We start from the raw sequence: 23,879 nt of genomic DNA on the forward strand, positions 1-23,879 counted from the left end.
TGTGACGCCGTTCTCAATCTGCCACCCTGAAGTCAAAATGCCAAAGTAGTGCTAGGTCGCGGACTCATAAAGTTCGTAGCCAGACCCGAACGGCGGCGAGTTTGACGCTGGCAAGAAAGTTGTCGGGATCCTTGTCGTAGCGGGTGGCGACGGCACGGAAGTGCTTGATCTTGCTGAAGAAGCGTTCGACCCGATTGCGGTACTTGTACAGGAACGGGCTGAAGGCCAAGACCTGCTTTCGGTTGGGCATCGGCTTCACGTTCGCCCAAGCACCCTGCTCGGACATCCGGGCTCGCAGCGCATCGCTGTCGTAGGCCCGGTCACCTAGCAGGACCTGGCCTTCACCCAGCCCGCCCAGCATGTCGGTCGCCGAGCGCCCGTCATGCGCCTGACCGGGCGTGATCTTCAGCGCAACGGGACGGCCCTCGGCATCCACCAGCGCGTGGATCTTGCTGGTCAGGCCGCCCCGTGAGCGACCCATGCCACCGGATCCGCCGTCTTTTTTTTGGCGCAGGCTGCATGCTGGTGCACCCGCACGCTGGTGGCGTCGATCATCTGCAGATCGCCCTCGTAAGCCTTCGACACAGCAGCCAGAAGCCGATCCCAAATGCCGCGCTTGCGCCAGCGCCGGAAGCGGTTGCCGCAGGTCGTGTAGGGCCCGTAACGCGCCGGGATGTCGGCCCACGGCGCACCCGTGCGCAGCCGCCAGAAGATCCCGTTCAGCACCCGTCGGTCGTCCACCCGATCCTTGCCGCGTACGTCCGTCGGCAGAACCGGCTCGATCACCGCCCACTCTGCGTCCGTCAGGTCAAACCGCGCCATCCTCGGTCCTCCATTCGGAGAACCAACGACGCCCCGACCAAACCGTGCCACCCGTTATGGGTTCACGACCTAGGCCACATGGGCGCAAGCAGCGCTCCGCCAGCAGCATCGGACTAGCCGATTAACTTAGCCGCCCATCTTTTTAATATATTTTGCCGGATACAAATTTTATTGCCTTGCAGATTTAAGCAAAGCGCCGATACCAATCGGATTTCCGCATGTCAATCTTAGCGTTATTTGTAGATTCGGATCAAATACGCCAAGAATTTAATTGCCGTTACTTGTAAACTCTCCGCTATTCGCAGGTAAAATATTGCCGCGATACGGCCTGATCAAATGAATCCGATGCAACACGATCAGGATCGCGCGCGCGATATCGTCCGATATGGAAAATTCCGGTCGCCTTATCCCGTGACGACGATCGATATCGAGGCGTGGGGGCTGGTCCCCCTGCGATCGTCACCCGGTCCCGTGTGGAAACGCGCTGAGGTGTTTTTCGGAGTCGTCCATCATGCGGCCAAGCAGCGTGTCCCGGCCTAGAGGCGACGAAGGCGTGGAGGCCGGACTGATGCGCGTTCACCCCGCGTCGCGCAGGGGGATCCGGTACCGTTGCGGTATCCCGGAGATCCGGTCGCCGCGAACTGAGCTCACCCGAACGCGTGGACGCGCTTGACGATCACCTGAGTCCTTTCGGTCGGGGGTTGGACGCCCGTCCGGCCCGCGAGTTCCCTCTCGACCCTCCGTTCGAGTTTCCGCGCGCGCGAGATATCGAAGCGGGTCTGCATCTCCATCAGCATTTCCATGCGGGACCCGAACACCTTCTCGATCCGTAGAGCCAGTTCGGCCGTGAGTGGGGCCTTCTCGTTCAGGAAGTCGGACAGCGTTTGGCGCGTCACGTTGAGCAGGCTGGCCGCAGCCATGACGGCCAGGTTGCGCGGCTCAAGGACATTGCGACGAACGAACCCGCCAGGATGGCAGGGATTCTCTGATACATAAGGTGAATTCATAATGATTCCCTCACTGGATTTTGAACCATCAACGAATAGGTGACAGATCGAAACCTGCTATTTTAGATGATATGGCATTAAAACTTATCTCTCCTTGGGGATCGAGAATTTTACGCTACAGATCAAAAAGGTTCCGTGATTTTTTCAACACTGAAAACATAGATATAAATCCGTGGACTTGATTAAACGACATCTTTGATGCCCACAAAAAAGTTTATAATATTTAAATTCAGAAATATATGTCTAAAAAATTACATTTGTTAATAAAAAATCTTACGTCATGCTGCCGTTGCTCCGTGATCCGTCAGGCATCGCGCGAGGCGATCCTGTGCCCGATCGCAGGCCGCCCCCGCAGGGGCCCGGATATCCACACGCTTGACGATCCACCGGCATACAGCCAAGCTGCTCGGCGACGGTTCCCCTCGGGGATCAAAAGGGAACGCGGTGAGGGGCCTGCCCTGAAACCGCGGCTGTCCCCGCAACTGTGAGCGGCGAGTCCTTCACCACCACGTCACTGGGCCTCAAGCCCGGGAAGACGGTGCGAGGGCGGCGACCCGCGAGCCAGGAGACCTGCCGTCAGCCGTGGTCACACGCGAAACGCGTCAGGCGGGGTGTCCTGGCGGGTGTCGAGACGGCCGTGCGCGAGCGCGGTCGGCGAGGCCTCGTTCGCGGTGACGTGCCACAGCAAGCGCGCCCGCGTCCCGGTTCCCGATGCCCTCCCTTGTCGTGCCGATCCCGGCCGCGTTTGCATGCGGCCCGATCCTCCACCCAGGCCACAATGCCTGGGCCGGAACGGCTCAGACAGGCAGCAGCAATTGCAATGTTATTACATTGCCTTTAGGGCATGCGAACCGGCGGCCGCCGCGCTCGGACCTTTCCTCACCATGTCGCGATCCAAACAGCCTCCTCGCAGCCGGCGTGTGCCGCTCTGCGGTGCCATGCTCACGTTTCTGGCAAGCCCGGCCGCAGCCCAGGAGACCGTGGCCCTCGATCAGCTCTCCGTCGAGGGGGAAGGCAGCGTCAGCCTGACCCGCGCCGCCCAGATCGGGTTGAACCTGCGCACCCCCGACCGGACCGCGAGCCGGCTCGGCCTTACGCCTTTGGAGACACCGGCGAGCGTCGATATCGTGTCGGGTGAGACCGCACGGCTGCGCGGCCAGGACACGATCGCCGAAGCCGTGACCCAGGACGCCACCGGCATCACCACGATCGCGGCACCGGGCAACGGCAACGGCGCGTTCACGTCGCGCGGCTTCGCGGGGCCGAACTCGATCCAGCAGCTCTACGACGGCACCCGCTTCTACGTCGGGGCCAACACGGTCACGTTCCCGTTCGACACCTGGAACGTCGAGCGTATCGAGGTTCTGCGCGGCCCGTCCTCGGTCCTGTACGGCGACGGCGCGATCGGCGGCGTGATCAACGTGGTGCCGAAGAAGCCGGTCTTCGCGCCGATCAACACCGCCCGCACGGTGATCGGCACCGACGGCGTCGCGCGGCTGGCGTTGGACTCGGGCGGGGCGCTCGGACGGGAGGAGTTCGGCGACACCTTCGCGTACCGCCTCAACGTCAGCGGCAACCGCGCGGACGGCTGGATCCGGCCGGAGGGCGATTTCCGCAACCTCGCAGTCTCGGCAGCCCTGCTGTTCCAGCCGAGCCCGGACCTCGCCTTCACAGTCAGTCACGACCTCGGCTACCAAGAGCCGGCGCGCTACTGGGGGACGCCCCTGGTCGAGGGAAGAATTCCAGATCTGATCCGGTTCAACAACTACAACGTCCGCGACGCGAAGATCACCTGGGCGGACAACTGGACCCAGTTCAAGACCGAGTGGACGCCCTCGGCCGACATCATCGTGCGCAACACGGCCTACCGGCTCACCAGCCGGCGCCACTGGCTCGATACCGAGCAATACACCTACAACCGCGGCACGGGATTGGTCGACCGGGGCGATTACCTCGAGATCTATCACAGCCAGGAACAGGTCGGGAATCGCCTGGACGCGAGCTTCAACGGCAACCTGTTCGGCCTGCCGAACGCGTTCGCGGTCGGGTTCGACGTGAACCACATCGACTTCCGCCACACGAACAATTTTTACTTCGACCAGACCACCAGCGTGCCGCTGACCGGCTACGATCCGGGATACTTCCCGCAGAACGGGCGGGCACGGCCGGCCTACGCGACCCAGACCAGCCAGGCCTCGGTCTTCGCCGAGGACCGGGTGATCCTCTCCGAAAAACTCTCGTTCCTGACCGGCGTGCGGCTCGACGTGCCGACACTGCACCGGCAAGATCTGCAAACCGGCTCGCAGTTCGAAAAGACCTATCAGGCGCTCGGATACAGGTTCGGGCTGGTCTACAACCCGACGCCGGACAGCGCGCTCTACGCCCAATACAGCTTCGCGACCGACCCGGTGAACAGCCTCATTACCCTGACGCAATCGCTCTCCGGGTTCCAGCTCGCCACCGGCACGCAGGTCGAAATCGGCGCCAAGGGGCTGGCCTTCGACGGCGCCCTCGAATGGACAATTGCCGGCTACCGGATCGTCAAGGACAACCTGATATCGACCGTGCCGGGTCAGCCGACCGTGTCGACCCAGGTCGGCCAGCAATCCTCGCAGGGCTTCGAGCTGGCGCTTGGCTGGCACCTCGCCCCGGGCTGGCGGCTGGACGGCAACCTCGCGCTCCTGCACGCGCAATACGATACGTTCAATCAGAGCGTGAACGGCGCGACCGTCTCGTATGCCGGCAACCAGCCGATCGACGTGCCCGAGCGGGTCGCCAATCTCTGGCTGACCTGGGACTTTGCCCGCGCCTGGACGGCACGCGTGGGGCTCCAGAACGTCGGCCAGGTCTACAGCGACTTCTCCAACACGGCCCGGCGCCCAGCCTACAACCTCGTCAACCTCGTGCTCGACCATCAGGTGACGGTGGATTCGCGCCTGAGCCTGCGGGTCTACAACCTGTTCGACAAGGTCTACGCGATCAGCGGCAACGCCGTGAACGGGGTCGGCACCAACTGGCTGCTGGGCCGGCCGCGTTCGGTGGAACTCGCCTACACGGTGACTTGGTGAGGCAGCGGGTCGGCAAAGCCGCGCGTCGCTGGCTGCTGCTGTTCCACCGCTGGGCCGGGATCGCCACGGCCGTGTTCTTCGCCCTGTGGATCGGCTCCGGACTGGTGATGCTCTACGTGCCGTTCCCGGCACTCACAGAAGCCCAGCGCCTCGCGCGCCTGGCGCCGATCGATTGGGAGACCGTCGCGGTCCCGCCGGACGCGGCGCTCGCCGCCGGCGACCTTGCGGGCGTGCCGGCGGCGTTCGCCCTGGAGATGCGCGGTGCCGAGCCGGTCTACCGGATCACAGGCCGCGACGGGGCGCGGGCGACCGTATCGGGCCGTACCGGCGCGCGGCTCGGCCCGGTTGGTGCGGAGGCGGCCTTGCGGCTCGCCGCCGGGGATCGGCCGGATGCCCGCGTCGATCCGGTCGAGCGGGACCAGTGGACCGTGACCGCTCGCTACGACCCGCTCCGGCCGTTCCACAAGGTCGTCTTCGATGACCCGGAGGGGACCGAGCTCTACGTCTCCGCGGTAACCGGGGAGATCGCTCTCGACACGACCCGGTTCGAGCGGGCCTGGAACTGGCTCGGTTCGGTGCCGCACTGGATCTACCTGACGCCGCTGCGCGCCCGGGCGGAGCTGTGGCGGACCGTGCTGCTCTGGCTCTCCGGATTCGCCGCCCTCGGGGCGGTCAGCGGCTTGGTCGTCGGGATCTGGCGCCTGCGCCTGCGCCGCCGCTATGCGCACGGCGCCGTCACGCCCTATCGCGGGCTGGCGCGCTGGCACCACCTGTTCGGCCTGGCGGGCGGGCTTGGGCTCGCGGCCTTCATCCTGAGCGGCTGGATCTCCATGAACCCGAACCGCTGGTTCGCGTCGAGTACGCCGCCGACCGCGCTACGCAGCGCCTATGCCGGAACGCCGGGACCGCTCGGGCTCGATGTCGGACGGCTGCGCGATCGCGCCGGGCCGGGCACCCGATCGCTGCGCTTCACCACAGTCGGCGGTCGCTGGTGGGTGGTCGCCGAGGCGGCGGACGGCCCCCGCGCGGTCGCGCCGGACGGCGGCCCCGGTCCGGACACGGCGTCCCTTACCGCCGCCGCCGCGGACGCGATTCCCGCGGGACAAGTGCAGGCGGCGGGCCTGCTCGGCGCGTACGATGCCTACTGGTATCCGCATGGGACGGACCCGCGGCCCCTGCCGGTCCTGCGCCTGCGCTTCGACGATCCGGACGCGACCTGGCTTCATATCGACCCGCGCGACGGCACTCTCCTGCAGCGCCTCGACCGCTCGGGCCGGATCAACCGTTGGCTGTTCGATGCGCCCCACCGCCTCGACCTACCGTTCCTGACCGGACGGCCCGCCCTGCGCGACGCAGGGCAGTGGCTCCTGAACCTGCTCGCCGCCGTGATCGCAGTCACCGGGATCGTCGCGGGCTGGCGGCGCCTCGGACGGATTTTTTCGCCGCTGACTCGCTGAGCGGAGGCAACTCCGGTAAATCAGCCCGTCATTCCGTGGCCGCAGAGCGGAGCCCGGAATCTAGAACCACAGGTGGAACAGGCTTTTGCACCGTCGCCGGTCCTGAATTCCGGGCGCGCCTGCGACGCCCTGAAATGGCGGGTCATGTGCTTGGGCGGTGCAACCCTTTGCCACTGCGACGAGCCGCATTCGGTTACATGGCCTCGCCTCAAGTTTGGCTGCGTTCCTCGACTTCAAGAAAGGGATATGGCGCCATCCCCCGCGAACTGGGACGCGTGTCGCTCCTCCGGCGCGAGCGGCAGCGCCACCACCGTCCCGGTCCGCGCCGAGATCAGGGCCGCCTCGATGCAGGCCATGACCTGGAGCGCGTCCAGCGCGGGGGTCTGATCGACGCCGCCATGGGCGATCCCCTGAGCGAGGTCTTGGTAGAACCCGCGCTGGTCTCCGGCCAAGGCGGGCAGGCGCTTCACGCCGCCGCGCCCGTCATGGATCGCGATCCTGTCCGGATCCTGGCCCCAACCCGGGGCCCCCGGAGCCATGCCGGCCAGAAGTTGCTGCTCCTGTACGTCGGGATGCTCCTTGACGAGGCTGCCGGCCTCACCGTGGACGACGAAGCGGGGCGATCCGCCGGCGACCAGCATGCTGGCGTTCAGGACCACGCGTAGGTCCGGATAGTCTAGCACCACGTGGGCCCAGTCGTCTGACAGCGCGCCAGGGCGCAGCCGAGCCAGGTTCGCGCTCACCAGGTCGGGCAGGCCGAACAGTTGGAATGCCTGATCCACGAGGTGTGGGCCGAGATCGTACCAGATCCCGCTTCCCGGTCCGGCCCCCTCCCGCCACCGGTCGCGGACCTGCGGGCGAAACCGGTCGAAATGCGATTCGAAATGCTGGACCTTGCCGACGAGGCCGTCCGCGATGGCTTTCCGGACGCTCAGATAATCGCTGTCCCAGCGCCGGTTGTGGAACACCGACAGCTTCCCGCCGTGGCGCCGCGCCAGCGCGACCAGGCCGCGCGCCTCGGCGAGGTCGAGGGTGAAGGGCTTGTCGATGACCACGTGCTTGCCGGCCTCCAGGGCGATCCGGGCCAGGGGCGCGTGCGTGTCGTTGGGGGACGCGATCACCACGAGATCGACGCCGTCCGAGGCGGCGACCGCGGCGGGATCGGCCATGACGGCCAGACCGGGCAGGTCGGCCCGGACCTTGGCCGGGTCGCGCGAGCCGACAACCCGGAGGTCGAGCGCCGGAACCGCCCGGATCAGCGGGGCGTGGAAGGTCTTGCCGGCATAGCCGTAGCCGATCAGGCCGACTCGGATCGGTGCAGGTGCGTTCGCCATGGTGGTGTCGTCCGGTCTGGGCCATCGGGGTTGCGCGATGATAGCCGCGCGAGCGCCCGGGTTCACGCCATCCGGCGCACCGCACCTCGTCTCATCCGGTTCCGGCCGCGTGCCGCCGTCAGCTCAGCCCCCACCGTCATCACGAGCGAAGCGAAATGACCCAGGGCAGCGCGACTTCGCCGCGCGAGACGCCACACCGGGTTGCTTCGCTGCGCTCGCAATGATGGAGGGGATCACGGGCCGTCGCGTGAGAACCGTATCCGGCGCTGCCGCCGCCGAAAACCGTCCCTAGAACCGTGCGGTCAAGAATAACCGTATGTTCCGGCCCGGCAGCAGGATCTCGTCCTTCTTGAACGAGGTCGAGTTGCGGATGTCGGCGTCGAGCAGGTTCCGGCCCTGCACCCCGAGGGTGATCGCGCTCGCGCCATAGACCGCCGGATCGACCGCCTTGGTGTAGCTCAGCTCGGCGCGCAGGTCGTCGTAGCCGGGGGTGGGGGTCTCGAACAGGGCAGTCGCCTGGTGGTCGAAGGCGTGGAGCAGGTTCACCCGTGCGAACCAGCCGTCCGCCCGCAGGTAGACGCCGCCGCCGAGTCGGTAGGGCGGGATGCGCGGCACGTTGGTGCCGTTGTCGAACTGGGCGCGCACGAAGTCGAACTGCGCCTCGACGCCGGCGAAGCCGTCGCCGACCGGCAGGAGATCGTACTGGCCGATGATCTCGGCGCCGTAGAAGGTGGCGTTCTGCTGCTGGTAGACGATCTGCCGGTTCTCGGTGCCGCTGCCGCAGGACGCGAAGTCGTCGTCGCAAGCGAGCCCGGTGAAGTTGCGGTAGATGAAGCCGGTATAGCGCGTGTAGTAGCCGGTGGCGTCGAGGCGCAGCGGCCCCTCCGCGCGGCGGATGCTGGCCTCCACCGTGCGGGCGCGCTCCTTCTTGAGGTCCGGATTGCCGATCTCGAAGGTCGCGGTGGCATCGTGCGGCCCCTGCGAGAACAGCTCGTAGCCGGTGGGCCCGCGCTCGACATAGGAGCCGTTGAGGCTCGCCACGAAGCCGAAGGGCAGGTCCTGGAGGGCGCCGATGCTGGCGCTCTTCGGGGCGAAGCGCCGGGTCCGGGCGTACTGGAACGGATCCTGCCCATCGACCGGGGCGTAGTCCGCGGGGAACTGCGCCGCGATGCTCGACAGCCGGTCCACCTCGTAGCGGCCGGCCGCCTGCAGCCGCGTGCCGGGGCGCAGTTCCAATTCCTCGAACAGGTAGACCGCGTTGGCCCGGGACTCGGTCTTGGGCAGGAACGATTCGAGCTGGGTGTTGATCACCCGCCGGTCCGACTGGAAGCCGAGTGCGCCGGTGAGCCGGCCGAACGGCGTGTCGACCGGGACGTGCTGGAGTTCCAGGCGCCCCTCGGCCTCGCGGTTCTTGAAGATCGCCTGGACGCCCTCGATCCCGTCCTCGCCGATGCCGACCTCGTTGTGGCGGTAGACCGAGTAGCCCGCCCAGTAGCGGATCACCTCGAACGGGCCGTCCAGCGGCCGGTACTCGCCCCGCGACAGGACCCGGTCCTGGTTCGGGGTCAGGCGGGTGCGGTCCTGCTCGGCCACGCCGCCCGGGATCGCGTAGATCGCGTCGTAGTGGCTGAACGAGAGGCCGACGAAGCCGCGGTCGCCGATCGCCGAGATGCCGACCGCGCCGCCCTGCGACTCGTTGTAGGAGTTGCGCTGAATGCCGCCGGGGATCGCGTAGCTGTCGTTGGCGGTCCGGAACCCGTCGGCATGGACTGCGATCCCGTCGGCCCCGGCATCCACCGTGGCGGCGCCGAGCCGGCCGTTGTCGACGCTGGAAAAGCCGCTGGTGACCTGCCCCTGCACGCCGTTGGCCGGGATGAAGGTCGGCACCCGATTGTTGTCGGCCGAGACCACGCCGCCGATGGCCCCGGAGCCGTAGCGCAGGGTCGCGGGACCGCGGATCACCTCGATCCGGTCGGAGACCAGCGGGTTCACCGGGACCGCGTGGTCCTCGCCGAGATCCGAGACGCCGCCGTTGACGATGCCGTTCTCCTGGATCCGCACCCGAGCGTTGTCGAGGCCGCGGATGATCGGCCGCGAGGCCGCGCCCGGCGCGTAGGTGGTGGAGGAGATGCCGGGCCGGTCGAACAAGGCGTCGCCCAGGGTCCGGGGCTGGTCGCGGGCGATCTGGTCCTGGGTCACCACGGTGACGGGTGAGAAGGTGTTGGTCGCCACCGGCAGGATGCCGGTCTGGAGCGGGGCCGCATTCCCGACCGTGGGATGGCCGGTCTGGATCGGGCTGGGGCTGGTGACGCTGATCTCGTCGAGGGCGACGGCCGGCTGCGCCCGCGCCGGAGCGGCGAGCAGGCCGGCAGAGACCGGGGCCGACAGGATCGTGCCGGCCAGGGCGGCGAGGCGGAGGGTCGGTGTCATCGTGACTCACACAGTGTTATATCGTTTCATTCACGCTCCACACGGGATGGACGCAAGTGCCGATCGCGCCTCCCATCGCGATCGGCCGGAAACGTTACACCATTACAACAGGCGCGCCCGCTAGCCCCGCGCTTCAGATTCCGGCCGCGCTTGAATTTGAAACGTTATAACGTTTTGTTTTGTGTATGGCCAAGCCCGATCCCCGCCTTCCCGTCACCGTGCTGTCCGGATTCCTGGGAGCCGGCAAGACGACCCTGCTCAACCATGTGCTCAACAATCGCGACGGCCGCCGGGTCGCCGTGATCGTCAACGACATGAGCGCGGTGAACATCGATGCCGACCTCGTGCGGGCCGGCGGCGCCGACCTCTCCCGGACCAACGAGACGCTGGTGGAGATGACCAACGGCTGCATCTGCTGCACCCTGCGGGACGACCTGCTGAACGAGGTCCGCCGCCTGTCCGAGGCGGGGCGGTTCGACGACCTGCTGATCGAGGGCACCGGCATCGCCGAGCCACTGCCGATCGCCTCGACCTTCCCGTTCCGGGACGAGGCCGGCCGCTCGCTCTCGGATCTCGCCCGCCTCAACACGATGGTGACAGTGGTCGACGCCGTGAACCTACTGAAGGATTACGGCTCGGCCGCCTTCCTGCGCGAGCGCGGCGAGTCCGCGGGCGCCAAGGATACCCGCACCCTGGTCGATCTGCTGGTGGAGCAGATCGAGTTCGCCGACGTGGTGGTGATCAACAAGGCACGCGACGTCTCGGAGGCGCACCGCGCCCTGGTCCGCGCGGTGGTGCGCGGCCTGAACGCCGACGCCCGCATCCCGGAGGTCGATCACGGGCGTGCGCCCCTCGACGCGGTCCTCGATACCGGGCTGTTCGACGAGGCGAAGGCGCAGAGCCACCCGCTCTGGTTCCAGGAATTGTACGGCGCCCACGACCACGTGCCGGAGACCGAGGAATACGGGATCTCGTCGTTCGTCTACCGGGCCCGGCGGCCGTTCGATCCGGAGCTGTTCAACGCCTTCGTCAACGCGACCTGGCCGGGCCTGATCCGGGCCAAGGGCCATTTCTGGCTGGCGACGCGGCCGGACTGGGTCGGGGACTTTTCCTTGGCCGGCGCGGTGGCGCGGATCTCCGCGATGGGGTTCTGGTGGTCGGCGGTGCCGCGCCGGCGCTGGCCGGAGGCGCCCGAGTTCCAGGAGCGACTCGACGCGGTCTGGAGCGAGGTCTGGGGCGACCGGCGCCAGGAACTGGTCTTCATCGGCACCGGCATGGACCGGGACACGCTCATCGCGGCCCTGGATGCGTGCCTGGTGAAGGCCGGCGACGGGGAGGTGTTCGACCCCGAAGCCTATCGCGACCTGCCGGACCCGTTCCCGGCCTGGCGCCGGGCGGCCTGAGCCGGTAGCCCGTCAGACCGGGATCGCCTCGACCTCGTCCTCGGCCTCGGCATCGATCTCCGCGTCGACATCGGTGAGCTGACCGGAGGCGCCGGCCGCCTCGGCGAGGCCGCGGGCGGCCTTGCGCAGGAGCTTGCGCAGGCGGCGTCGGTCGGTCTTGTCGAGATGGTCGAGCAACTCGGCCTCGACATCCTCCTGGATCCGCTCGATGGCCTCGGCCTTCGCCAGGCCGGCCTCGGTGAGCTGCACCCGCACGACGCGGCCGTCACCCGATTCGGCCCGGCGCTCCACGATGCCGAGAGCCGCGAGCCGGGTGACCGTCTTGGACGCGGTCGGCGGGCGGACCCGCAGGAGGGCGGCGAGGTCGCCCATCGTCATGGTGCCGGCGGAGGCGAGGGCCTGGACCACCTGTTCCTGCCCGGCGAACAGGCCGAGCTTGGCCAGCCGGTCACCGGTGCGCGCGCGGTGCAGGCGCGCGGCCTGCACCAGGGCCCAGCCGACGCTGCGCACGCCGGGCGGCCGCATCTTCTTGGACGATCCTTCGGACGCACCCGCGTCCTTGGTCTCGCGATCACGTTTCTGCTTGTCGCCCACCGGAGCGCCCGCATCTATGCCGGCGGCCGCCGGACCATCCTGAACCTGCACCGTCCACTCCCGTCCCGAGGCCGCCCGGGTTCCTGTGGCGCGGGCCGGTGACGGTGCGATGACGGGGGCCGAAAACGCCCTGCACTCAACAGGGCATCAAGCGCTTCAGCCGGTCAAGGATGTCCTCGCCCGTGCACGGACGGGCGATGAAGTCGGCGTGGGCGGGCATCCGGGCCGGATCGGGCGCGGCCCGCCCGGACACGATGAGAATCGGCAGTTGCGGGCGGGCCTCGGCCACCGCGCTCGCCAGGTCGAAGCCGTCGGTCTTTCCCGAGAGCTGGACGTCCGTCACCAGGCCACAGATGTCAGGCCGCGCCTGCAGGATGCTGAGCGCCCGCTCGGCGGAAGCACATTGCACCGTGTCGTAACCGCCATCCTCCAGCACGTCCCCGAGGTCCATGATCGTCAGCGCCTCGTCCTCGACGAGGAGGATCACCGGCCGATCGCCGCCCGAAACCGTCTGCTCGCTCGCCACTGTGTACTCCCTCCGGCAGCGTCCGACCGCGAGGGCCGCCGCACGCGTTGTCAGCGGTGAGCCAACGGCAGAAACGGTTCCAGGTTGCAGGGCGGCGTGGCGACGGCTCGCGGGATCGTGTGGCGGATGCGCTCAGGCGAGCGCCGCGGCCCGCTCGGAGACGACGCCGACGACGGCCTCGATCAGCCGGTCGAGATCGGCGTCCGGAATGGTCAGGGCGGGGGTGAGATAGACGATGTCGCCGAACGGCCGCACCCAGACGCCCCGGTCGAGGAAGCCGGTCTTGAGGGCGGCGAGGTCGGGCGGCGCCGCGAACTGCACCGCCCCGATGGCGCCCAGCACGCGGACATCCGCCACCCCGGGCAAGCCCTTCAGGCCGGACAACTCATCCGCGAGCCGGCGGGCGATGGCGCCGGCCTGCTTGAGGCGCGGCTCGGTCTCGAACAGGTCGAGGCTGGCATTGGCCGCCGCGCAGGCCAGCGGATTGGCCATGAAGGTCGGGCCGTGCATCAAGGCCGCCGCCGGATCCTCGGACCAGAACGCCTCGAACACCTCCGTCCGGGCGATCGTGGCCGCCAGCGCCATGGTGCCGCCGGTGAGCGCCTTCGACAGGCACAGGATGTCCGGCACGATCCCGGCCTGCTCGCAGGCGAACAGGCTGCCGGTGCGCCCGAACCCGGTGAAGATCTCGTCGGCGATCAGCGGCAGGCCGTGTCGGCGGGCGAGGCGTGCGACGGTCGCCAGCACGTCCGGCGGGTGCAAGACCATGCCGCCCGCGCCCTGGACCAGCGGCTCGACAATCACGGCGGCCAGCGTCTCACGATTGGCGGCCAGAGCCGCATCCAGCGCCTCGGTCTCGGCCAGGCTCCTCGGCAGGTCACAAAAAACCTGGCTGGGCAGGTAAGCGCCGAACCGGCGATGCATGCCTTCCTCGGGGTCGCAGATCGACATCGCCCCCATCGTGTCGCCGTGATAGCCGCCCCGGAACGCCAGCACCTTGGTCCGGCCGCTCACCCCGCGATTGAGCCACATCTGGGCCGCCATCTTCAGGGCGACCTCGACGGCGACCGAGCCCGAATCGCTCAGGAACACGTGGTCGAGGTCCCCCGGCAGCAGCGCGGCGAGCCGTGACGCCAGCCGCTCCGCCGGGGCATGGGTGAGGCCGCCGAACATCACGTGCGGCATCCGCGCCAGCTGGTCGGCCACGGCCCGGGCGATGTGGGGATGGTTGTAGCCGTGCACCGCCGTCCACCAGGACGCGATGCCGTCCACCAGCTCGCGGCCATTGGCCAGCATGATGCGGCTGCCAAGCGTCGCCACCGCCTTCAGGGGCGGAGCGGCCACGCGCATCTGCGTGTAGGGGCGCCAGAGATTCTGTTTCGAGGGTCGATCGGACGTCATGGCGGAGGGATGGGCGGCAAGGCCGAAGTGGTCAAGCAGACGCGCGATGCGGCGCGTGAACCCGCCGAAGCCGCTTTGATCCACCGGAGACGGTAAGACAGGCGAATGGCGAGTAATGTTTGTTCTGTGCCGACGAAGCCTCCACGCCTAGGCGCCCGAAATCGCCCGAGCGTGACTTCTGCGGCTCCGCGCCGCTCGGCACCTTGACATCCACCGCCCCCGCGGCCCCATCACCCACCCGATGGACAGCCTCGACGCCTTCGCCCGCACCAAACTCGACGCCCTGGAAGCCGGCAGCCTGCGGCGGCGGCTCACGCCGACCGAGCGCGGCACAGGGGCCGCGGCGTCGCGCCGGGGCAGGGCGCTCGTCTCGTTCTCGTGCAACGACTATCTCGGCCTGTCGCATCATCCGCGGGTGATCGGAGCCGCGCAGGAAGCCGCCGGCCGCTACGGGGCCGGGGCGGGCGGCTCGCGCCTCGTCACCGGCGACCATCCCTATCTGGGCGCCCTGGAGGAGGGACTCGCTCGCCACAAGGGCGCCGAGGCCGCCCTGGTGTTCGGCAGCGGCTACCTCGCCAATCTCGGAATCACCCCGGCGCTCGCCGGACACGGCGACCTCGTGGTGCTGGATGAACTCTCCCATGCCTGCATGTGGGCGGGGGCGCGGCTGTCGGGCGCCACGGTGCTGACCTTCCGCCACAACGATCCGGCCGACCTCGCGGACACACTCGCCGCGCACCGCCCGCACCACGCCCGCGCTCTGGTGCTCACCGAGCGGGTGTTCAGTATGGACGGCGACCGGGCGCCGCTCGGCGACCTGCTGGGTGTCGCGGAGGCCTTCGACGCCTGGACGCTGGTCGATGACGCCCACGGGATCGGCGTGGTCGAGGACGGGCCGCGGGCACCGCTGGAGATGGGCACGCTGTCGAAGGCGCTCGGCTCCTACGGCGGCTATCTCTGCGCCTCGCGGGCGGTGATCGACCTGATGACCAGCCGCGCCCGGAGCTTCGTCTACACCACCGGCCTGCCCCCGGCCTCGGCCGCCGCGGCCCTGGAAGCCCTGGCGATCCTGGAAGAGGAACCGGCCCGGCGCACCCGGCCGCTGGCGCTGGCCCAACGCTTCACCGCCCGCCTCGGCCTGCCCGAAGCCGAGAGCGCCGTGGTGCCAGTCCTGGTCGGCGACGCGCAGGCGGCGCTCGACATCTCCGCGGCCCTGGAGGCGGCCGGCTTCCTGGTCGTGGCGATCCGTCCCCCGACCGTACCGGCCGGGACCGCGCGGTTGCGGGTCGCATTCTCGGCGGCCCACACGGACGCGCAGGTCGATGCCCTGGCCGACGCGGTGGCGGCGCTGACCGGCCGCGCTTCCCGTCCCTGAGCGCCGACCCTATACCTCGTGGGCGACGCTCCCGCACAAGAGGAGCCGGCCGGCACAGATCAACCGTGAGGACGACGCCATGGACGCCACCGCTCTGCGAGCCCTCCAGGCTCCGATCAAGGACCAGTACCGGACGGCGCCGGATTCGGCGGTGATCACCCTGAAGGCCAAGGGTACCCTCGACGACACCAAGATCGCCTGCAAGGTCGAGACCGGCCGCGCCATTGCGGAAGCCGGGCTCCACCCGGCCAGCGGCGGCTCCGGCCTCGAACTGTGCTCCGGGGACATGCTGCTCGAAGCTCTGGTCGCGTGCGCAGGCGTGACCCTCAAGGCGGTGGCGACGGCGCTCGAGATTCCGCTGCGCTCCGGCACGGTGATTGCGGAGGGCGACCTCGACTTTCGCGGAACGCTCGGCGTCGACAAGGAAGCCCCGGTGGGCTTCCGCAGCATTCGGCTGTTCTTCGCGTTGGACACCGACGCGTCCGAGGACAAACTCGCACAGCTGCTCAAGCTGACCGAGCGCTACTGCGTCGTGTTCCAGACCCTGAACCGCAAACCCGCGTTGTCGGTCGCCGTCACGTCGGCCTGAGGGAAGACGACGATGGCCGGCGACATCACCCAGACGGAATACTGGAACGGCGAGGTCGGCACCCGCTGGGCCCGCAATCAGGCGGTGCTCGACGCGGTGTTCGCACCGCTCACCGAGGCGCTGTTCACGCGCTTGACGCTCCAGTCGGGGCAATCCGTGCTCGATATCGGATGCGGCTCGGGCACCACGACCCTGGAGGCCGCCCGCCGGGTCGGTCAGCAGGGGACCGTGACCGGCGCGGACATCTCGGCGCCGCTGCTCGCAGTCGCCTGGGGCCGGGCTGAGGCGGAACCACCTGGTGCCGCACCGATCCGATTCGTCGAGGCGGACGTAGAGAACGCCGATCTCGGAACCTACCGGCAGGCCTTGTCGCGGTTCGGCGTGATGTTCTTTCCGGATTCGGCCCGCGCCTTCGCCAACATCCGCCGGATGCTGCACCCCGGGGGGCGACTGACCTTCCTGTGCTGGCGGGCGCTGCCGGAAAACCTCTGGGTGACGGTGCCGCGCGATGCGGTGCTGCCGCTCCTGCCCGAGATCCCGCCGACCCCGCAACCGGATACGCCCGGTCCGTTCCGCTTCGCCGACGATGCGCGGCTGATCGCGCTGCTGCGTGACGCCGGTTTCGGGACCGTGACCTGCGACGCGATCGACCGGGACGTGGTGCTCGGCCGCGGGACCACCGATACCGAGGCGGCGGAGGCCGCCGCCCATGTCGCCATCAATCTCGGGCCGACGGCGCGTCTCGTCCGCGAGGCCGAGCCCGATCTGCGCGCCCGGGCCGAAGCCGCCGTCACCGCGGCCCTGCACCCGCACGCGGAGGGCGGTATCGTCAGCCTGCGCGCCTCCTGCTGGCTGGTCCAGGCGGACTGACGAACGGCAGATCACCGCGGTTTCCGGTCGAACGACGAGGGGGCCGCCAGCACCGTCCTTCCCGAATGAAACGCAACCCTTTCCCGGGCGCCTGGAACGTCAGTGGACGGTGATCCGGGACTCAGCGCAGAAGACGCCGCCCAGCGGCACGATCGAGAAGCGATATTTCGGCGGCTTCGCGTCATCGTGTGCTGGGTCCAGGATCGCATTCCGCTGGCGCTGCATGTGCCCGGTAAAGGGCGTCGCGCGAGCGGCGATCGCCCGCGATTCAGAACCCCAACGCGCCGCCGTCGGACCGCGGGTCGTGCATCGCCTCGATCCGCCCATCGCGGGCCCGGCGGACGAGCATGCCGGCATGACCCAGCGTGTCGCTGTAGGGTACGCCGACCGGCTCGATCTGGTGGCCCATGCGCTCCAGAGCGGACAGGATGGCCGGATCGAACCGATCCTCGACCTTCACGCTGAGCGAAGGCGCCCCCCAGGTCCGGCCGTAGAGCAGCCGCGGGGCATCCACCGCGTCGGCGACGGAGAAGCCGTAATCGGCGTAGCGGCAGAAGATCTGCGCCTGGAATTGGGGCTGACCGTCTCCACCCATCGCGCCGTAAGCCAAGACCCGGCCGTCGTCGAAGCAGGCCAGTGCCGGGATCAGGGTGTGGAACGGGCGCCGGCCCGGCTCCAGCGGATTCACGGCGGCCGGGTCGAGGGAGAACGAGACGCCCCGGTTGAGCCAGTCGATGCCGGTACGCGGCAGAACCACCCCGGAGCCGTATTCCCAATAGACCGACTGGATGTACGAGACCGCCAGCCCGTCGCGGTCGATCGCCCCCATCCAGACCGTGTCGCCGGGGGAATCGCGCAGGGGGACCGTTGCGGCGCGCTTCATGTCGATGCGCGCGGCTTCCGTAGCGAGGAAGGCCGGCGCCAGGAACTCCTCGATGTCGTGGCGCAGGCGACCGAAATCGGTCACCACCCGGTCGCGGATCGCGAAGGCGCGCTTCGTCGCCTCGATCAGCCCGTGGTAGTGCGCGAGGCTCTCGGGGGCGGAGACGTTCAATCGGTCGAACAGGCCGAGGAGGATCAAGGCCGCGAGCCCCTGGGTCGGGGGCGGGAAGTTGAACAGCGTGGCGTCGCGCCGACGCAGGGCCAGCGGCCTGCGCTCGACCGCCTGGTAGGCCTTGAGGTCGGCCCGGGTCACCGGCGCGTCGAAGCGTTCCAGGTCGGCGCCGATCTCGTGGGCGACATCGCCTCGGTAAAAGTCGTCCAGTCCGGCATGCGCGAGCTGCTCCAGGGTCGCCCCGAGGGCCGAGAGCTTGCGGATCTCGCCGGCCCGGTAGGGCTTGCCATCGTTGAGAAAGGTCGCGGCGAAGTTCGGGGCCTCATGCAGGGTGTCGCCCGGCTGCGGCGTGTAGCGCTCCTCGCTCGGTGAGACCGGGACCCCGTCGCGGGCCTGGGTGATCGCGTCGGCGAGCAGCACGTCCACGGGCAGGCGACCGCCGAGCGCCTTGGACAGCGCCAGTGCGAGTTCCCAGCCACCGACCGCGCCGGCCACCGTCACCATGGCGTCGGGGCCGCGCGACGGGATCGTGTCGTAACCCTTCTCGCGGTAGCGCTGGATCGTCGCGAGGCGCCCGGCCGGCCCGCAGGCCTCGATGCCGCGCACCCGCCCACCGCGCTCGCGCACCAGCCAAAAACCGTCGCCGCCGATGCTGTTCATGTGCGGGTAGACCACGGCGATCGAGGCCGCCATCGCCACCATCGCCTCAATGGCGTTGCCGCCCTGCGCCAGCACGGTCCGGCCGGCCGAGGCGGCCAGGTGGTGGGGGGCCGCGACGGCGCTGTCGGAGAAGACGGGGGTCTCGAGCATCGAAGATCCTGTGGTGTTCCGGCCGCAGCGTTAGGCAAGTCTGCGGCCGCCGCAAGGGATCACGGTTCGCGAGGCCCGTCCCATGCTAGGAACGCCGATGCCCATCGTGCAGAAGCGGCCGATGTCGTTCAAGAGTCTGCCTCGGTTGGCCGTCGGCCTCACCCTGGCTGCCATGCCGGCCACGGCGCAGCAGCGAGTGCGGACCGTCTATGAGGGTGCGGGCGCCGATCCGCGGATCTCGGTCTCGCAGCCGGAGAGCACCAGCCAGGCGTCCGGCGGTTATGTCCGTTCGATCGAGCCGTCGCTGGGCCCGCTCGGCGATCCCCTGGGCTTGCGCCCGGTGCTGAAAGCGCGCGGCATCGAGTACAGCCTGACCTACATCGCCGACCTGTTGGGCAACCCGACCGGAGGTCTTCGTCAGGGCGCGATCGTCGAGGATCGCCTGAACCTGCGGCTCAACCTCGATCTCGACCGACTCGCTGGCTGGGAAGGCGCGACGATCCACGCCAATGCCTACTTCATCCACGGCACCGGCCTGTCGCGCTACTATGTCGGCGACTTGCTGACCACGAGCGTGATCGAAGCGCTGCCATCGAGCCGGCTCTACGTGCTGTGGTTCGATCAGAGCCTGATGGACGGGCAGCTCGGCCTACGGATCGGCCAGCAGGCGGCCGACACCGAGTTCTTCGTCAGCCAGACCGCGACCCTGTTCGTGAACTCCACCTTCGGCTGGCCGGCGATCACCGGGCTCGACCTGCCGAGCGGCGGGCCGGCCTATCCGCTCTCGGCGCCCGCGATCCGCGCGAAGTACGCGCCGGGCAACGGCTTCTCGCTTCAGGTCGGGCTCTATGACGGCGATCCGGCGGGAGCGAACCCGCCCGGCAAGGATCCGGAGGCGCAGCGGCTCAACCGCACCGGCACGAATTTCCGAACCAACGACCCGGCCCTGATCGTCGCCGAGGCGACCTACGCGTTCAATATCGAGCCGGGAGCCAAAGGCCTGCCCGGCGACATCACGTTCGGCGGCTGGCAGCATTTCGGCCGGTTCGACAGCCTGCGCTACGACATAACCGGGGTACCGCTGGCAGACCCGAACGCCACCGGCATCGGCCGCCCGCTGCGCGGCAATGCGGGGTTCTACGCGATCTACGACCAGACCCTGTACCGGGAATCCGGCAAGGACGACGAGGGCCTCGGCTTCTTCGTGCGCGCCGCCTACTCGCCGACCCGATCGAGCCTGGTCGACGCCTATGTCGATGCCGGCCTCGCCTACAAGGGCCTGTTCGAGGGCCGCGACGACGACACCGTCGGGGTCAGCCTCGCCCATGCCCGGATCAGCGACGACGCCCGCCGGGCCGACCGGGACACGATTTTCTATACCGGCGTCCCGATGCCGCGGCGGCGGGCCGAGACGGTGCTGGAGGCGACCTACCAGGCGGTGGTGGTTCCGGGCTTCACGGTGCAGCCCGACCTCCAATACGTCTTCCATCCGGGTGCCGGCATTGCCGGCCCGGACGGCCGCCGGTTGCGCAACGCGGCGGTGCTCGGCGTGCGCGCCAGCGTGCAGTACTGAGCCGTCCGGCCTGGAACGGGCGCGGGCCTGCCCTCTTTCAGGGCTATGGTCATCTTCGAGTGGGTTGTCGGCGTCCTGTTCGGCGCCGTCCTTTTGGCTGCGCTGGCGCGACGGCTGGGTGCGCCGTACCCGGCGTTCCTGGCGCTCGGCGGCGTCGGCCTCGCCTTCGTGCCTGGCGTGCCGAACCTGCGGCTCGATCCCGAATTGGCGCTCGCCCTGTTCCTCGCCCCCGTCCTGCTCGATGCCGGCTTCGACGCCTCCGTGCGGGACATGCGGGACAACTGGCGCGCGGTATTCGGGCTGGCGGTGGGCGCCGTGGCGGTGACGACGCTCGCCGTGGCGTTCGTAGCCCACCTCATCGTGCCCGACATGCCGATCGCGGCCTGCATCGTATTAGGCGCCGTGGTCGCGCCGCCCGATGCCGTGGCGGCCCTGGCGGTGCTGAAGCACGCGCCGATGCCGCATCGGCTCGCCACGATCCTGCGCGGCGAGAGCCTGCTCAACGACGCAGCCTCGCTGATCATCTACCGGTTGGCGGTGGCGGCCGCGATGGCCGACGGCTTCCATCCGGCCGAGGTCGCCCCGGCCTTCCTGCTCGGCGTGGTAGCGAGCCTCGCCGCTGGGCCCTGCCTGGGCCTGGCTTTCGTCGCACTGACCCGCCGGGTGACCGACCCGGCGAGCACCATCGTCATGCAGTTCGTCGCCGCGTTCGGGATCTGGCTCGTCGCAGAGCGGCTCGAGATGTCGGGGGTGCTGACCATCGTCACCTTCGCCGTGACGGTCGCTCGCCGGGCGCCGGGCATCACGGCCCCGCGCACCCGGGTGATCTCCTACGCTGTGTGGGACACGGCGGTGTTCGTGCTCAACGTCCTGGCCTTCATCCTGATCGGCATCCAGATCGACCCGATCCAGGACCGGTTGACCGGTCCCGACGCCTGGCAGGCGATATTCCTGGCGGCTGCGATCTTCGCGACTGTGGTGGTGACGCGCCTGGCCTGGGTCCTGCCCACCACTGGCCTCAAGGGCCTCGGCCTGCGTCAGGCCGGAGCGCGTGCGAAGTTCGGGCCGGGGCTCGCTCTGTCCTGGGCCGGGATGCGCGGCATCGTCACGGTCGCGGCCGCCCTGGCGCTGCCGATGGAATTCCCGCACCGGGACCTCGTGGTGTTCACCGCCTTCTTCACGGTGCTGGGCACGCTGATCGTCCAGGGTCTGACCCTGCGCCCGCTGCTTGCACACCTGAAGCTTGAGGACGACGATCCGGTCGGGCGGGAGGTGGGCTGGGCACGCGCCGCCGCCTACAAGGCGGCCCTCGAAAGCCTCTCCGAAGCGGGCGACGAGCCGGCAATCGATTCGCTCCGCGCTGAGTTCCGCTCGGCGCTCGAAGAGGCCGAGGCCCATGAGGAGGGCCTTGCTCCCGAGAGTCTGCCCTCGGATGCCGCGCGCCGCCGGTCGGTGGCAGCGGCACGCAATGCGGTCCTGTCCCTGCGGCGGCAGGGCCGCATCGGCGACGACGCCTATTTCCTGCTGGAGGAGGAGTTCGACTGGGCCGAGCTCAACGCCACGCCGAAGGCTGAGACCTGAGTCGCAGCGTCCAAACAGCCGTCCGTTCAAACACCCTTGCGCGCTGCGACCCGCGATTCGATCGCGTCCCAGACCGCCACCGAGAGATCCGGACCGCCGAGCCGCTGGATCGCCCGGATGCCCGTGGGGGAGGTGACGTTGATCTCGGTGAGATGTCCGTCGATCACGTCGATCCCGACCAGGATCAGGCCGCGCCGGGCCAACTCCGGCCCGATCGTCGCGCAGATCTCGCGCTCGCGCTCGGTCAGCTCCGAGGCCGAGGCGGCCCCGCCGCGCACCATGTTCGACCGAATATCGTTGGCCGCCGGCACACGGTTGACCGCGCCCATCGCCACGCCGTCGACCAGGATGATGCGCTTGTCGCCCTCGGTCACCCGGTCGAGGTAGCGCTGGATCACCCAGGCCTCCCGGAAGGTGGTGGCGAACAGGTCGAACATCGAGCCGAAGTTCGGGTCCGTCTCGGTGACCTTGAAGACGGCCGCGCCGCCGTGCCCGTGCAGCGGCTTCATCGCGACCGTGCCGTGCTCCAAACGGAACGCCTCGATCTCGGCCTTGTCGCGGCTGATCAGGGTCGGGGGCATCAGTTCGGGGAAATCGAGCACGAACAGCTTCTCGGGCGCGTTTCGCACCTCGAAGGGATCGTTGACCACCAGCGTGTCCGGGTGGATCCGCTGCAGCATGTGGGTGGCCGTGATGTAGGCCATGTCGAAGGGCGGATCCTGGCGCATCAGCACCACGTCCGCCTCCGCGAGGTCGATCCGCTCCGGCGGCGTGAGCGTGAAATGCGCGCCCTCGACGTCCTGGACCGTCAAACGCTCGACCCGGGCCGTCACCCGACGGCCCTGCATCGAGAGCCGGTCGGGCGTGTAGTAGATCAGGTCATGCCCCCGCCGCTGCGCCTCGAGCAGCAGAGCGAAGGTCGTGTCCCCGGCGATCCGGATGTTCTGGATCGGGTCCATCTGGACGGCGACGGTCAGGCCCATCGAAAATGCCCTTCGCCTGCGGCGCGTGTCTGGACCGAGTAAATGCTCAATCGTCCAACAGCGACTTGCTGCCGGTGCGCTTGTCGTAGTCGCCGATCGCCGAGCGGCACTCGGGCGACAGGCGCTTGCGGTTGCGCATCATGCACTTGTCCGCGTCCTGGCTGTTCGGATCGACGCCGGCGCAGAGACGGAAATAGTCGTTGGCGCAGCCGAGCTGCAGGCCCTGGTCCTCACGCTGGGCGTAGGCCGGGCCGGTGGCGAGCGCGAACAGCGCGAGCGCTGCCGTCGCGACGCCGCGGCGGCGGTTGGAGCGCAGGAATCGTTCCGGAACGAGTCGCATTCAGCGGTGTCCTCAAATCTCGGTCGCGCGGAAAATCTGTGCGGCGGTCGGCCCGTCCGCTTGCGCCCGGCATATCGGTCGCGCTGGGCGGTAGGCAAGCGCCACGGCTCTGCATGGGTTCCCCGCGCGCAACGCCGCGCCCACGCTTCGCCGCTGTGTGGCGCCCGGGCCGCAACGGCCGCCAAGAAAAAAGGCCCCATCCGTGAACGGACAGGGCCTCAGTCAAAGGGAGGAAACGCCCGCCATGGGCAAAACCGGCGTCGCAATTCGCGCGCCAGACCTGCCGGGAGGCCGTCCGGATCCTGGCCGGGATCCGGCAAGACTCCGTTAACCACGTCATGCTGAATGGTTTCCGTAGCCCTTGCCGACCCCCTCTGCAGGGCCCGGGCACTGCCGCTCGAGCCGCCGACAGGAGCCGGAGACCATGACCCCATTCAAGCCGCAGGTGACTGGCCAGACCCGCCTGCCAATGCCCGCCAACGATGCGGCGCGCGACGCGCGGCGGGATCCGTCCGCGGTCCTGCTGCCGTTCCCCGGGCCCGACCTGCGCCGGACCCGCCAGCTGCCGCCCACCGACGAGCAGCGGGGCGAGATCCTGTTCTTCCTCGGCGTGCGCTACGAGCGCCTTGCCTCCTGAACGCACCGATAGCCGCCGACCGGCC

The 23,879-nt window shown here is 68.8% G+C and carries 19 protein-coding genes and 1 riboswitch; of the genes, 9 read left to right on the top strand and 10 right to left on the bottom strand.

Annotated features, from left to right (window positions below; all coding sequences use genetic code 11):
* Nucleotides 1–64: 64 nt before the first annotated feature.
* Both MFF40_RS17095 and MFF40_RS17100 read right to left on the bottom strand, forming a co-directional pair.
* A protein-coding gene (locus MFF40_RS17095; RefSeq protein ID WP_147857411.1) for an IS5 family transposase occupies nucleotides 65–822 on the bottom strand; the annotation gives its coding sequence in 2 pieces (ribosomal slippage) (nucleotides 65–510 and nucleotides 510–822; 759 coding nt in all).
* 647 nt (nucleotides 823–1,469) lie between these two features.
* Nucleotides 1,470–1,829 (bottom strand): HigA family addiction module antitoxin, encoded by a 360-nt coding sequence (locus tag MFF40_RS17100; RefSeq protein ID WP_147857412.1) that lies wholly within the window; start codon nucleotides 1,827–1,829, stop codon nucleotides 1,470–1,472.
* A gap of 397 nt (nucleotides 1,830–2,226) precedes the next feature.
* Nucleotides 2,227–2,421: riboswitch (cobalamin riboswitch) on the top strand.
* Between the two features lie 346 nt (nucleotides 2,422–2,767).
* Between MFF40_RS17100 and MFF40_RS17105 the strand changes: the two genes are divergently transcribed.
* Complete coding sequence (locus tag MFF40_RS17105) at nucleotides 2,768–4,897, top strand: TonB-dependent receptor (RefSeq protein ID WP_238261483.1); 2,130 nt, start codon at nucleotides 2,768–2,770, stop codon at nucleotides 4,895–4,897.
* A complete protein-coding gene (locus tag MFF40_RS17110) occupies nucleotides 4,894–6,354 on the top strand; it encodes a PepSY domain-containing protein (RefSeq protein ID WP_147896493.1) in 1,461 nt (486 codons plus the stop codon). The genes MFF40_RS17105 and MFF40_RS17110 overlap by 4 nt, the downstream gene beginning before the upstream one ends.
* A 233-nt stretch (nucleotides 6,355–6,587) precedes the next feature.
* Here MFF40_RS17110 and MFF40_RS17115 read toward each other — a convergent pair whose 3' ends face one another.
* Together MFF40_RS17115 and MFF40_RS17120 are read right to left on the bottom strand one after the other, a co-directional pair.
* On the bottom strand, nucleotides 6,588–7,688 hold the full coding sequence (locus tag MFF40_RS17115) for an oxidoreductase (protein ID WP_147853791.1): 1,101 nt from the start codon (nucleotides 7,686–7,688) through the stop codon (nucleotides 6,588–6,590).
* Between the two features lie 288 nt (nucleotides 7,689–7,976).
* The gene (locus MFF40_RS17120; protein WP_147896492.1) at nucleotides 7,977–10,118 is read right to left on the bottom strand and encodes a TonB-dependent receptor; all 2,142 of its coding nucleotides are present in this window, start codon (nucleotides 10,116–10,118) and stop codon (nucleotides 7,977–7,979) included.
* Nucleotides 10,119–10,303: 185 nt separating this feature from the next.
* On the opposite strand from MFF40_RS17120, the gene MFF40_RS17125 reads away from it, so the two are divergent.
* On the top strand, nucleotides 10,304–11,521 hold the full coding sequence (locus MFF40_RS17125; protein ID WP_147896491.1) for a GTP-binding protein: 1,218 nt from the start codon (nucleotides 10,304–10,306) through the stop codon (nucleotides 11,519–11,521).
* Between the two features lie 12 nt (nucleotides 11,522–11,533).
* On the opposite strand, the gene MFF40_RS17130 is transcribed toward MFF40_RS17125, so the two are convergent.
* The 3 genes from MFF40_RS17130 to MFF40_RS17140 form a co-directional block, all read right to left on the bottom strand.
* Nucleotides 11,534–12,166 (bottom strand): MarR family winged helix-turn-helix transcriptional regulator, encoded by a 633-nt coding sequence (locus tag MFF40_RS17130; RefSeq protein ID WP_147896490.1) that lies wholly within the window; start codon nucleotides 12,164–12,166, stop codon nucleotides 11,534–11,536.
* An 85-nt stretch (nucleotides 12,167–12,251) separates the two neighbouring features.
* The gene (locus tag MFF40_RS17135) at nucleotides 12,252–12,641 is read right to left on the bottom strand and encodes a response regulator (RefSeq protein WP_147853788.1); all 390 of its coding nucleotides are present in this window, start codon (nucleotides 12,639–12,641) and stop codon (nucleotides 12,252–12,254) included.
* Nucleotides 12,642–12,773: 132 nt separating this feature from the next.
* Entirely contained in the window at nucleotides 12,774–14,042 is a 1,269-nt protein-coding gene (locus MFF40_RS17140) for an adenosylmethionine--8-amino-7-oxononanoate transaminase (protein WP_147896489.1), read from the bottom strand.
* Between the two features lie 241 nt (nucleotides 14,043–14,283).
* On the opposite strand from MFF40_RS17140, the gene MFF40_RS17145 reads away from it, so the two are divergent.
* The 3 genes from MFF40_RS17145 to MFF40_RS17155 all read left to right on the top strand — a co-directional run bounded on the left by MFF40_RS17145 (nucleotide 14,284) and on the right by MFF40_RS17155 (nucleotide 16,876).
* Nucleotides 14,284–15,417: an aminotransferase class I/II-fold pyridoxal phosphate-dependent enzyme gene (locus MFF40_RS17145; RefSeq protein WP_147853786.1), complete on the top strand. Its 1,134-nt coding sequence runs from the start codon at nucleotides 14,284–14,286 to the stop codon at nucleotides 15,415–15,417.
* A 79-nt stretch (nucleotides 15,418–15,496) separates the two neighbouring features.
* On the top strand, nucleotides 15,497–16,006 hold the full coding sequence (locus MFF40_RS17150; RefSeq protein ID WP_147853785.1) for an OsmC family protein: 510 nt from the start codon (nucleotides 15,497–15,499) through the stop codon (nucleotides 16,004–16,006).
* 12 nt (nucleotides 16,007–16,018) lie between these two features.
* The gene (locus MFF40_RS17155; RefSeq protein ID WP_147853784.1) at nucleotides 16,019–16,876 is read left to right on the top strand and encodes a class I SAM-dependent methyltransferase; all 858 of its coding nucleotides are present in this window, start codon (nucleotides 16,019–16,021) and stop codon (nucleotides 16,874–16,876) included.
* Nucleotides 16,877–17,144: 268 nt separating this feature from the next.
* Here MFF40_RS17155 and MFF40_RS17160 read toward each other — a convergent pair whose 3' ends face one another.
* Nucleotides 17,145–18,740 carry a gamma-glutamyltransferase family protein gene (locus MFF40_RS17160; protein WP_147853783.1) on the bottom strand — a complete coding sequence of 532 codons (1,596 nt, stop codon included), beginning with the start codon at nucleotides 18,738–18,740 and terminating at the stop codon, nucleotides 17,145–17,147.
* A gap of 121 nt (nucleotides 18,741–18,861) precedes the next feature.
* Between MFF40_RS17160 and MFF40_RS17165 the strand changes: the two genes are divergently transcribed.
* Together MFF40_RS17165 and MFF40_RS17170 are read left to right on the top strand one after the other, a co-directional pair.
* Nucleotides 18,862–20,313 carry a carbohydrate porin gene (locus tag MFF40_RS17165; protein ID WP_147853793.1) on the top strand — a complete coding sequence of 484 codons (1,452 nt, stop codon included), beginning with the start codon at nucleotides 18,862–18,864 and terminating at the stop codon, nucleotides 20,311–20,313.
* A 45-nt stretch (nucleotides 20,314–20,358) separates the two neighbouring features.
* The gene (locus MFF40_RS17170; RefSeq protein WP_147853782.1) at nucleotides 20,359–21,894 is read left to right on the top strand and encodes a cation:proton antiporter; all 1,536 of its coding nucleotides are present in this window, start codon (nucleotides 20,359–20,361) and stop codon (nucleotides 21,892–21,894) included.
* 26 nt (nucleotides 21,895–21,920) lie between these two features.
* Here the strand turns inward: MFF40_RS17170 and gshB are convergent, their stop codons facing one another.
* Nucleotides 21,921–22,877 carry a glutathione synthase gene (gene gshB / locus MFF40_RS17175; RefSeq protein ID WP_147853781.1) on the bottom strand — a complete coding sequence of 319 codons (957 nt, stop codon included), beginning with the start codon at nucleotides 22,875–22,877 and terminating at the stop codon, nucleotides 21,921–21,923.
* A 46-nt stretch (nucleotides 22,878–22,923) separates the two neighbouring features.
* On the bottom strand, nucleotides 22,924–23,217 hold the full coding sequence (locus tag MFF40_RS17180) for a hypothetical protein (RefSeq protein ID WP_238261486.1): 294 nt from the start codon (nucleotides 23,215–23,217) through the stop codon (nucleotides 22,924–22,926).
* Between the two features lie 424 nt (nucleotides 23,218–23,641).
* Here MFF40_RS17180 and MFF40_RS17185 point away from each other — a divergent pair, with 424 nt between their 5' ends.
* Nucleotides 23,642–23,854, top strand: coding sequence for a hypothetical protein (locus tag MFF40_RS17185; RefSeq protein WP_147853779.1), 213 nt, complete (start codon nucleotides 23,642–23,644; stop codon nucleotides 23,852–23,854).
* Nucleotides 23,855–23,879 lie beyond the last annotated feature (25 nt).

The organism is Methylobacterium mesophilicum, from assembly GCF_022179445.1.
GTDB lineage: Bacteria > Pseudomonadota > Alphaproteobacteria > Rhizobiales > Beijerinckiaceae > Methylobacterium > Methylobacterium mesophilicum.

What these genes read in the sequence shown, in the direction of transcription:
- MFF40_RS17100 (WP_147857412.1), bottom strand. Translation starts at nt 1,829, where the DNA reads ATGAATTCACCTTATGTATCAGAGAATCCCTGCCATCCTGGCGGGTTC.
- MFF40_RS17105 (WP_238261483.1), top strand. Translation starts at nt 2,768, where the DNA reads ATGCTCACGTTTCTGGCAAGCCCGGCCGCAGCCCAGGAGACCGTGGCC.
- MFF40_RS17115 (WP_147853791.1), bottom strand. Translation starts at nt 7,688, where the DNA reads ATGGCGAACGCACCTGCACCGATCCGAGTCGGCCTGATCGGCTACGGC.
- MFF40_RS17120 (WP_147896492.1), bottom strand. Translation starts at nt 10,118, where the DNA reads ATGACACCGACCCTCCGCCTCGCCGCCCTGGCCGGCACGATCCTGTCG.
- MFF40_RS17125 (WP_147896491.1), top strand. Translation starts at nt 10,304, where the DNA reads ATGGCCAAGCCCGATCCCCGCCTTCCCGTCACCGTGCTGTCCGGATTC.
- MFF40_RS17140 (WP_147896489.1), bottom strand. Translation starts at nt 14,042, where the DNA reads ATGACGTCCGATCGACCCTCGAAACAGAATCTCTGGCGCCCCTACACG.
- MFF40_RS17145 (WP_147853786.1), top strand. Translation starts at nt 14,284, where the DNA reads ATGGACAGCCTCGACGCCTTCGCCCGCACCAAACTCGACGCCCTGGAA.
- MFF40_RS17150 (WP_147853785.1), top strand. Translation starts at nt 15,497, where the DNA reads ATGGACGCCACCGCTCTGCGAGCCCTCCAGGCTCCGATCAAGGACCAG.
- MFF40_RS17155 (WP_147853784.1), top strand. Translation starts at nt 16,019, where the DNA reads ATGGCCGGCGACATCACCCAGACGGAATACTGGAACGGCGAGGTCGGC.
- MFF40_RS17160 (WP_147853783.1), bottom strand. Translation starts at nt 18,740, where the DNA reads ATGCTCGAGACCCCCGTCTTCTCCGACAGCGCCGTCGCGGCCCCCCAC.
- MFF40_RS17165 (WP_147853793.1), top strand. Translation starts at nt 18,862, where the DNA reads ATGTCGTTCAAGAGTCTGCCTCGGTTGGCCGTCGGCCTCACCCTGGCT.
- MFF40_RS17170 (WP_147853782.1), top strand. Translation starts at nt 20,359, where the DNA reads ATGGTCATCTTCGAGTGGGTTGTCGGCGTCCTGTTCGGCGCCGTCCTT.
- gshB (WP_147853781.1), bottom strand. Translation starts at nt 22,877, where the DNA reads ATGGGCCTGACCGTCGCCGTCCAGATGGACCCGATCCAGAACATCCGG.
- MFF40_RS17180 (WP_238261486.1), bottom strand. Translation starts at nt 23,217, where the DNA reads ATGCGACTCGTTCCGGAACGATTCCTGCGCTCCAACCGCCGCCGCGGC.
- MFF40_RS17185 (WP_147853779.1), top strand. Translation starts at nt 23,642, where the DNA reads ATGACCCCATTCAAGCCGCAGGTGACTGGCCAGACCCGCCTGCCAATG.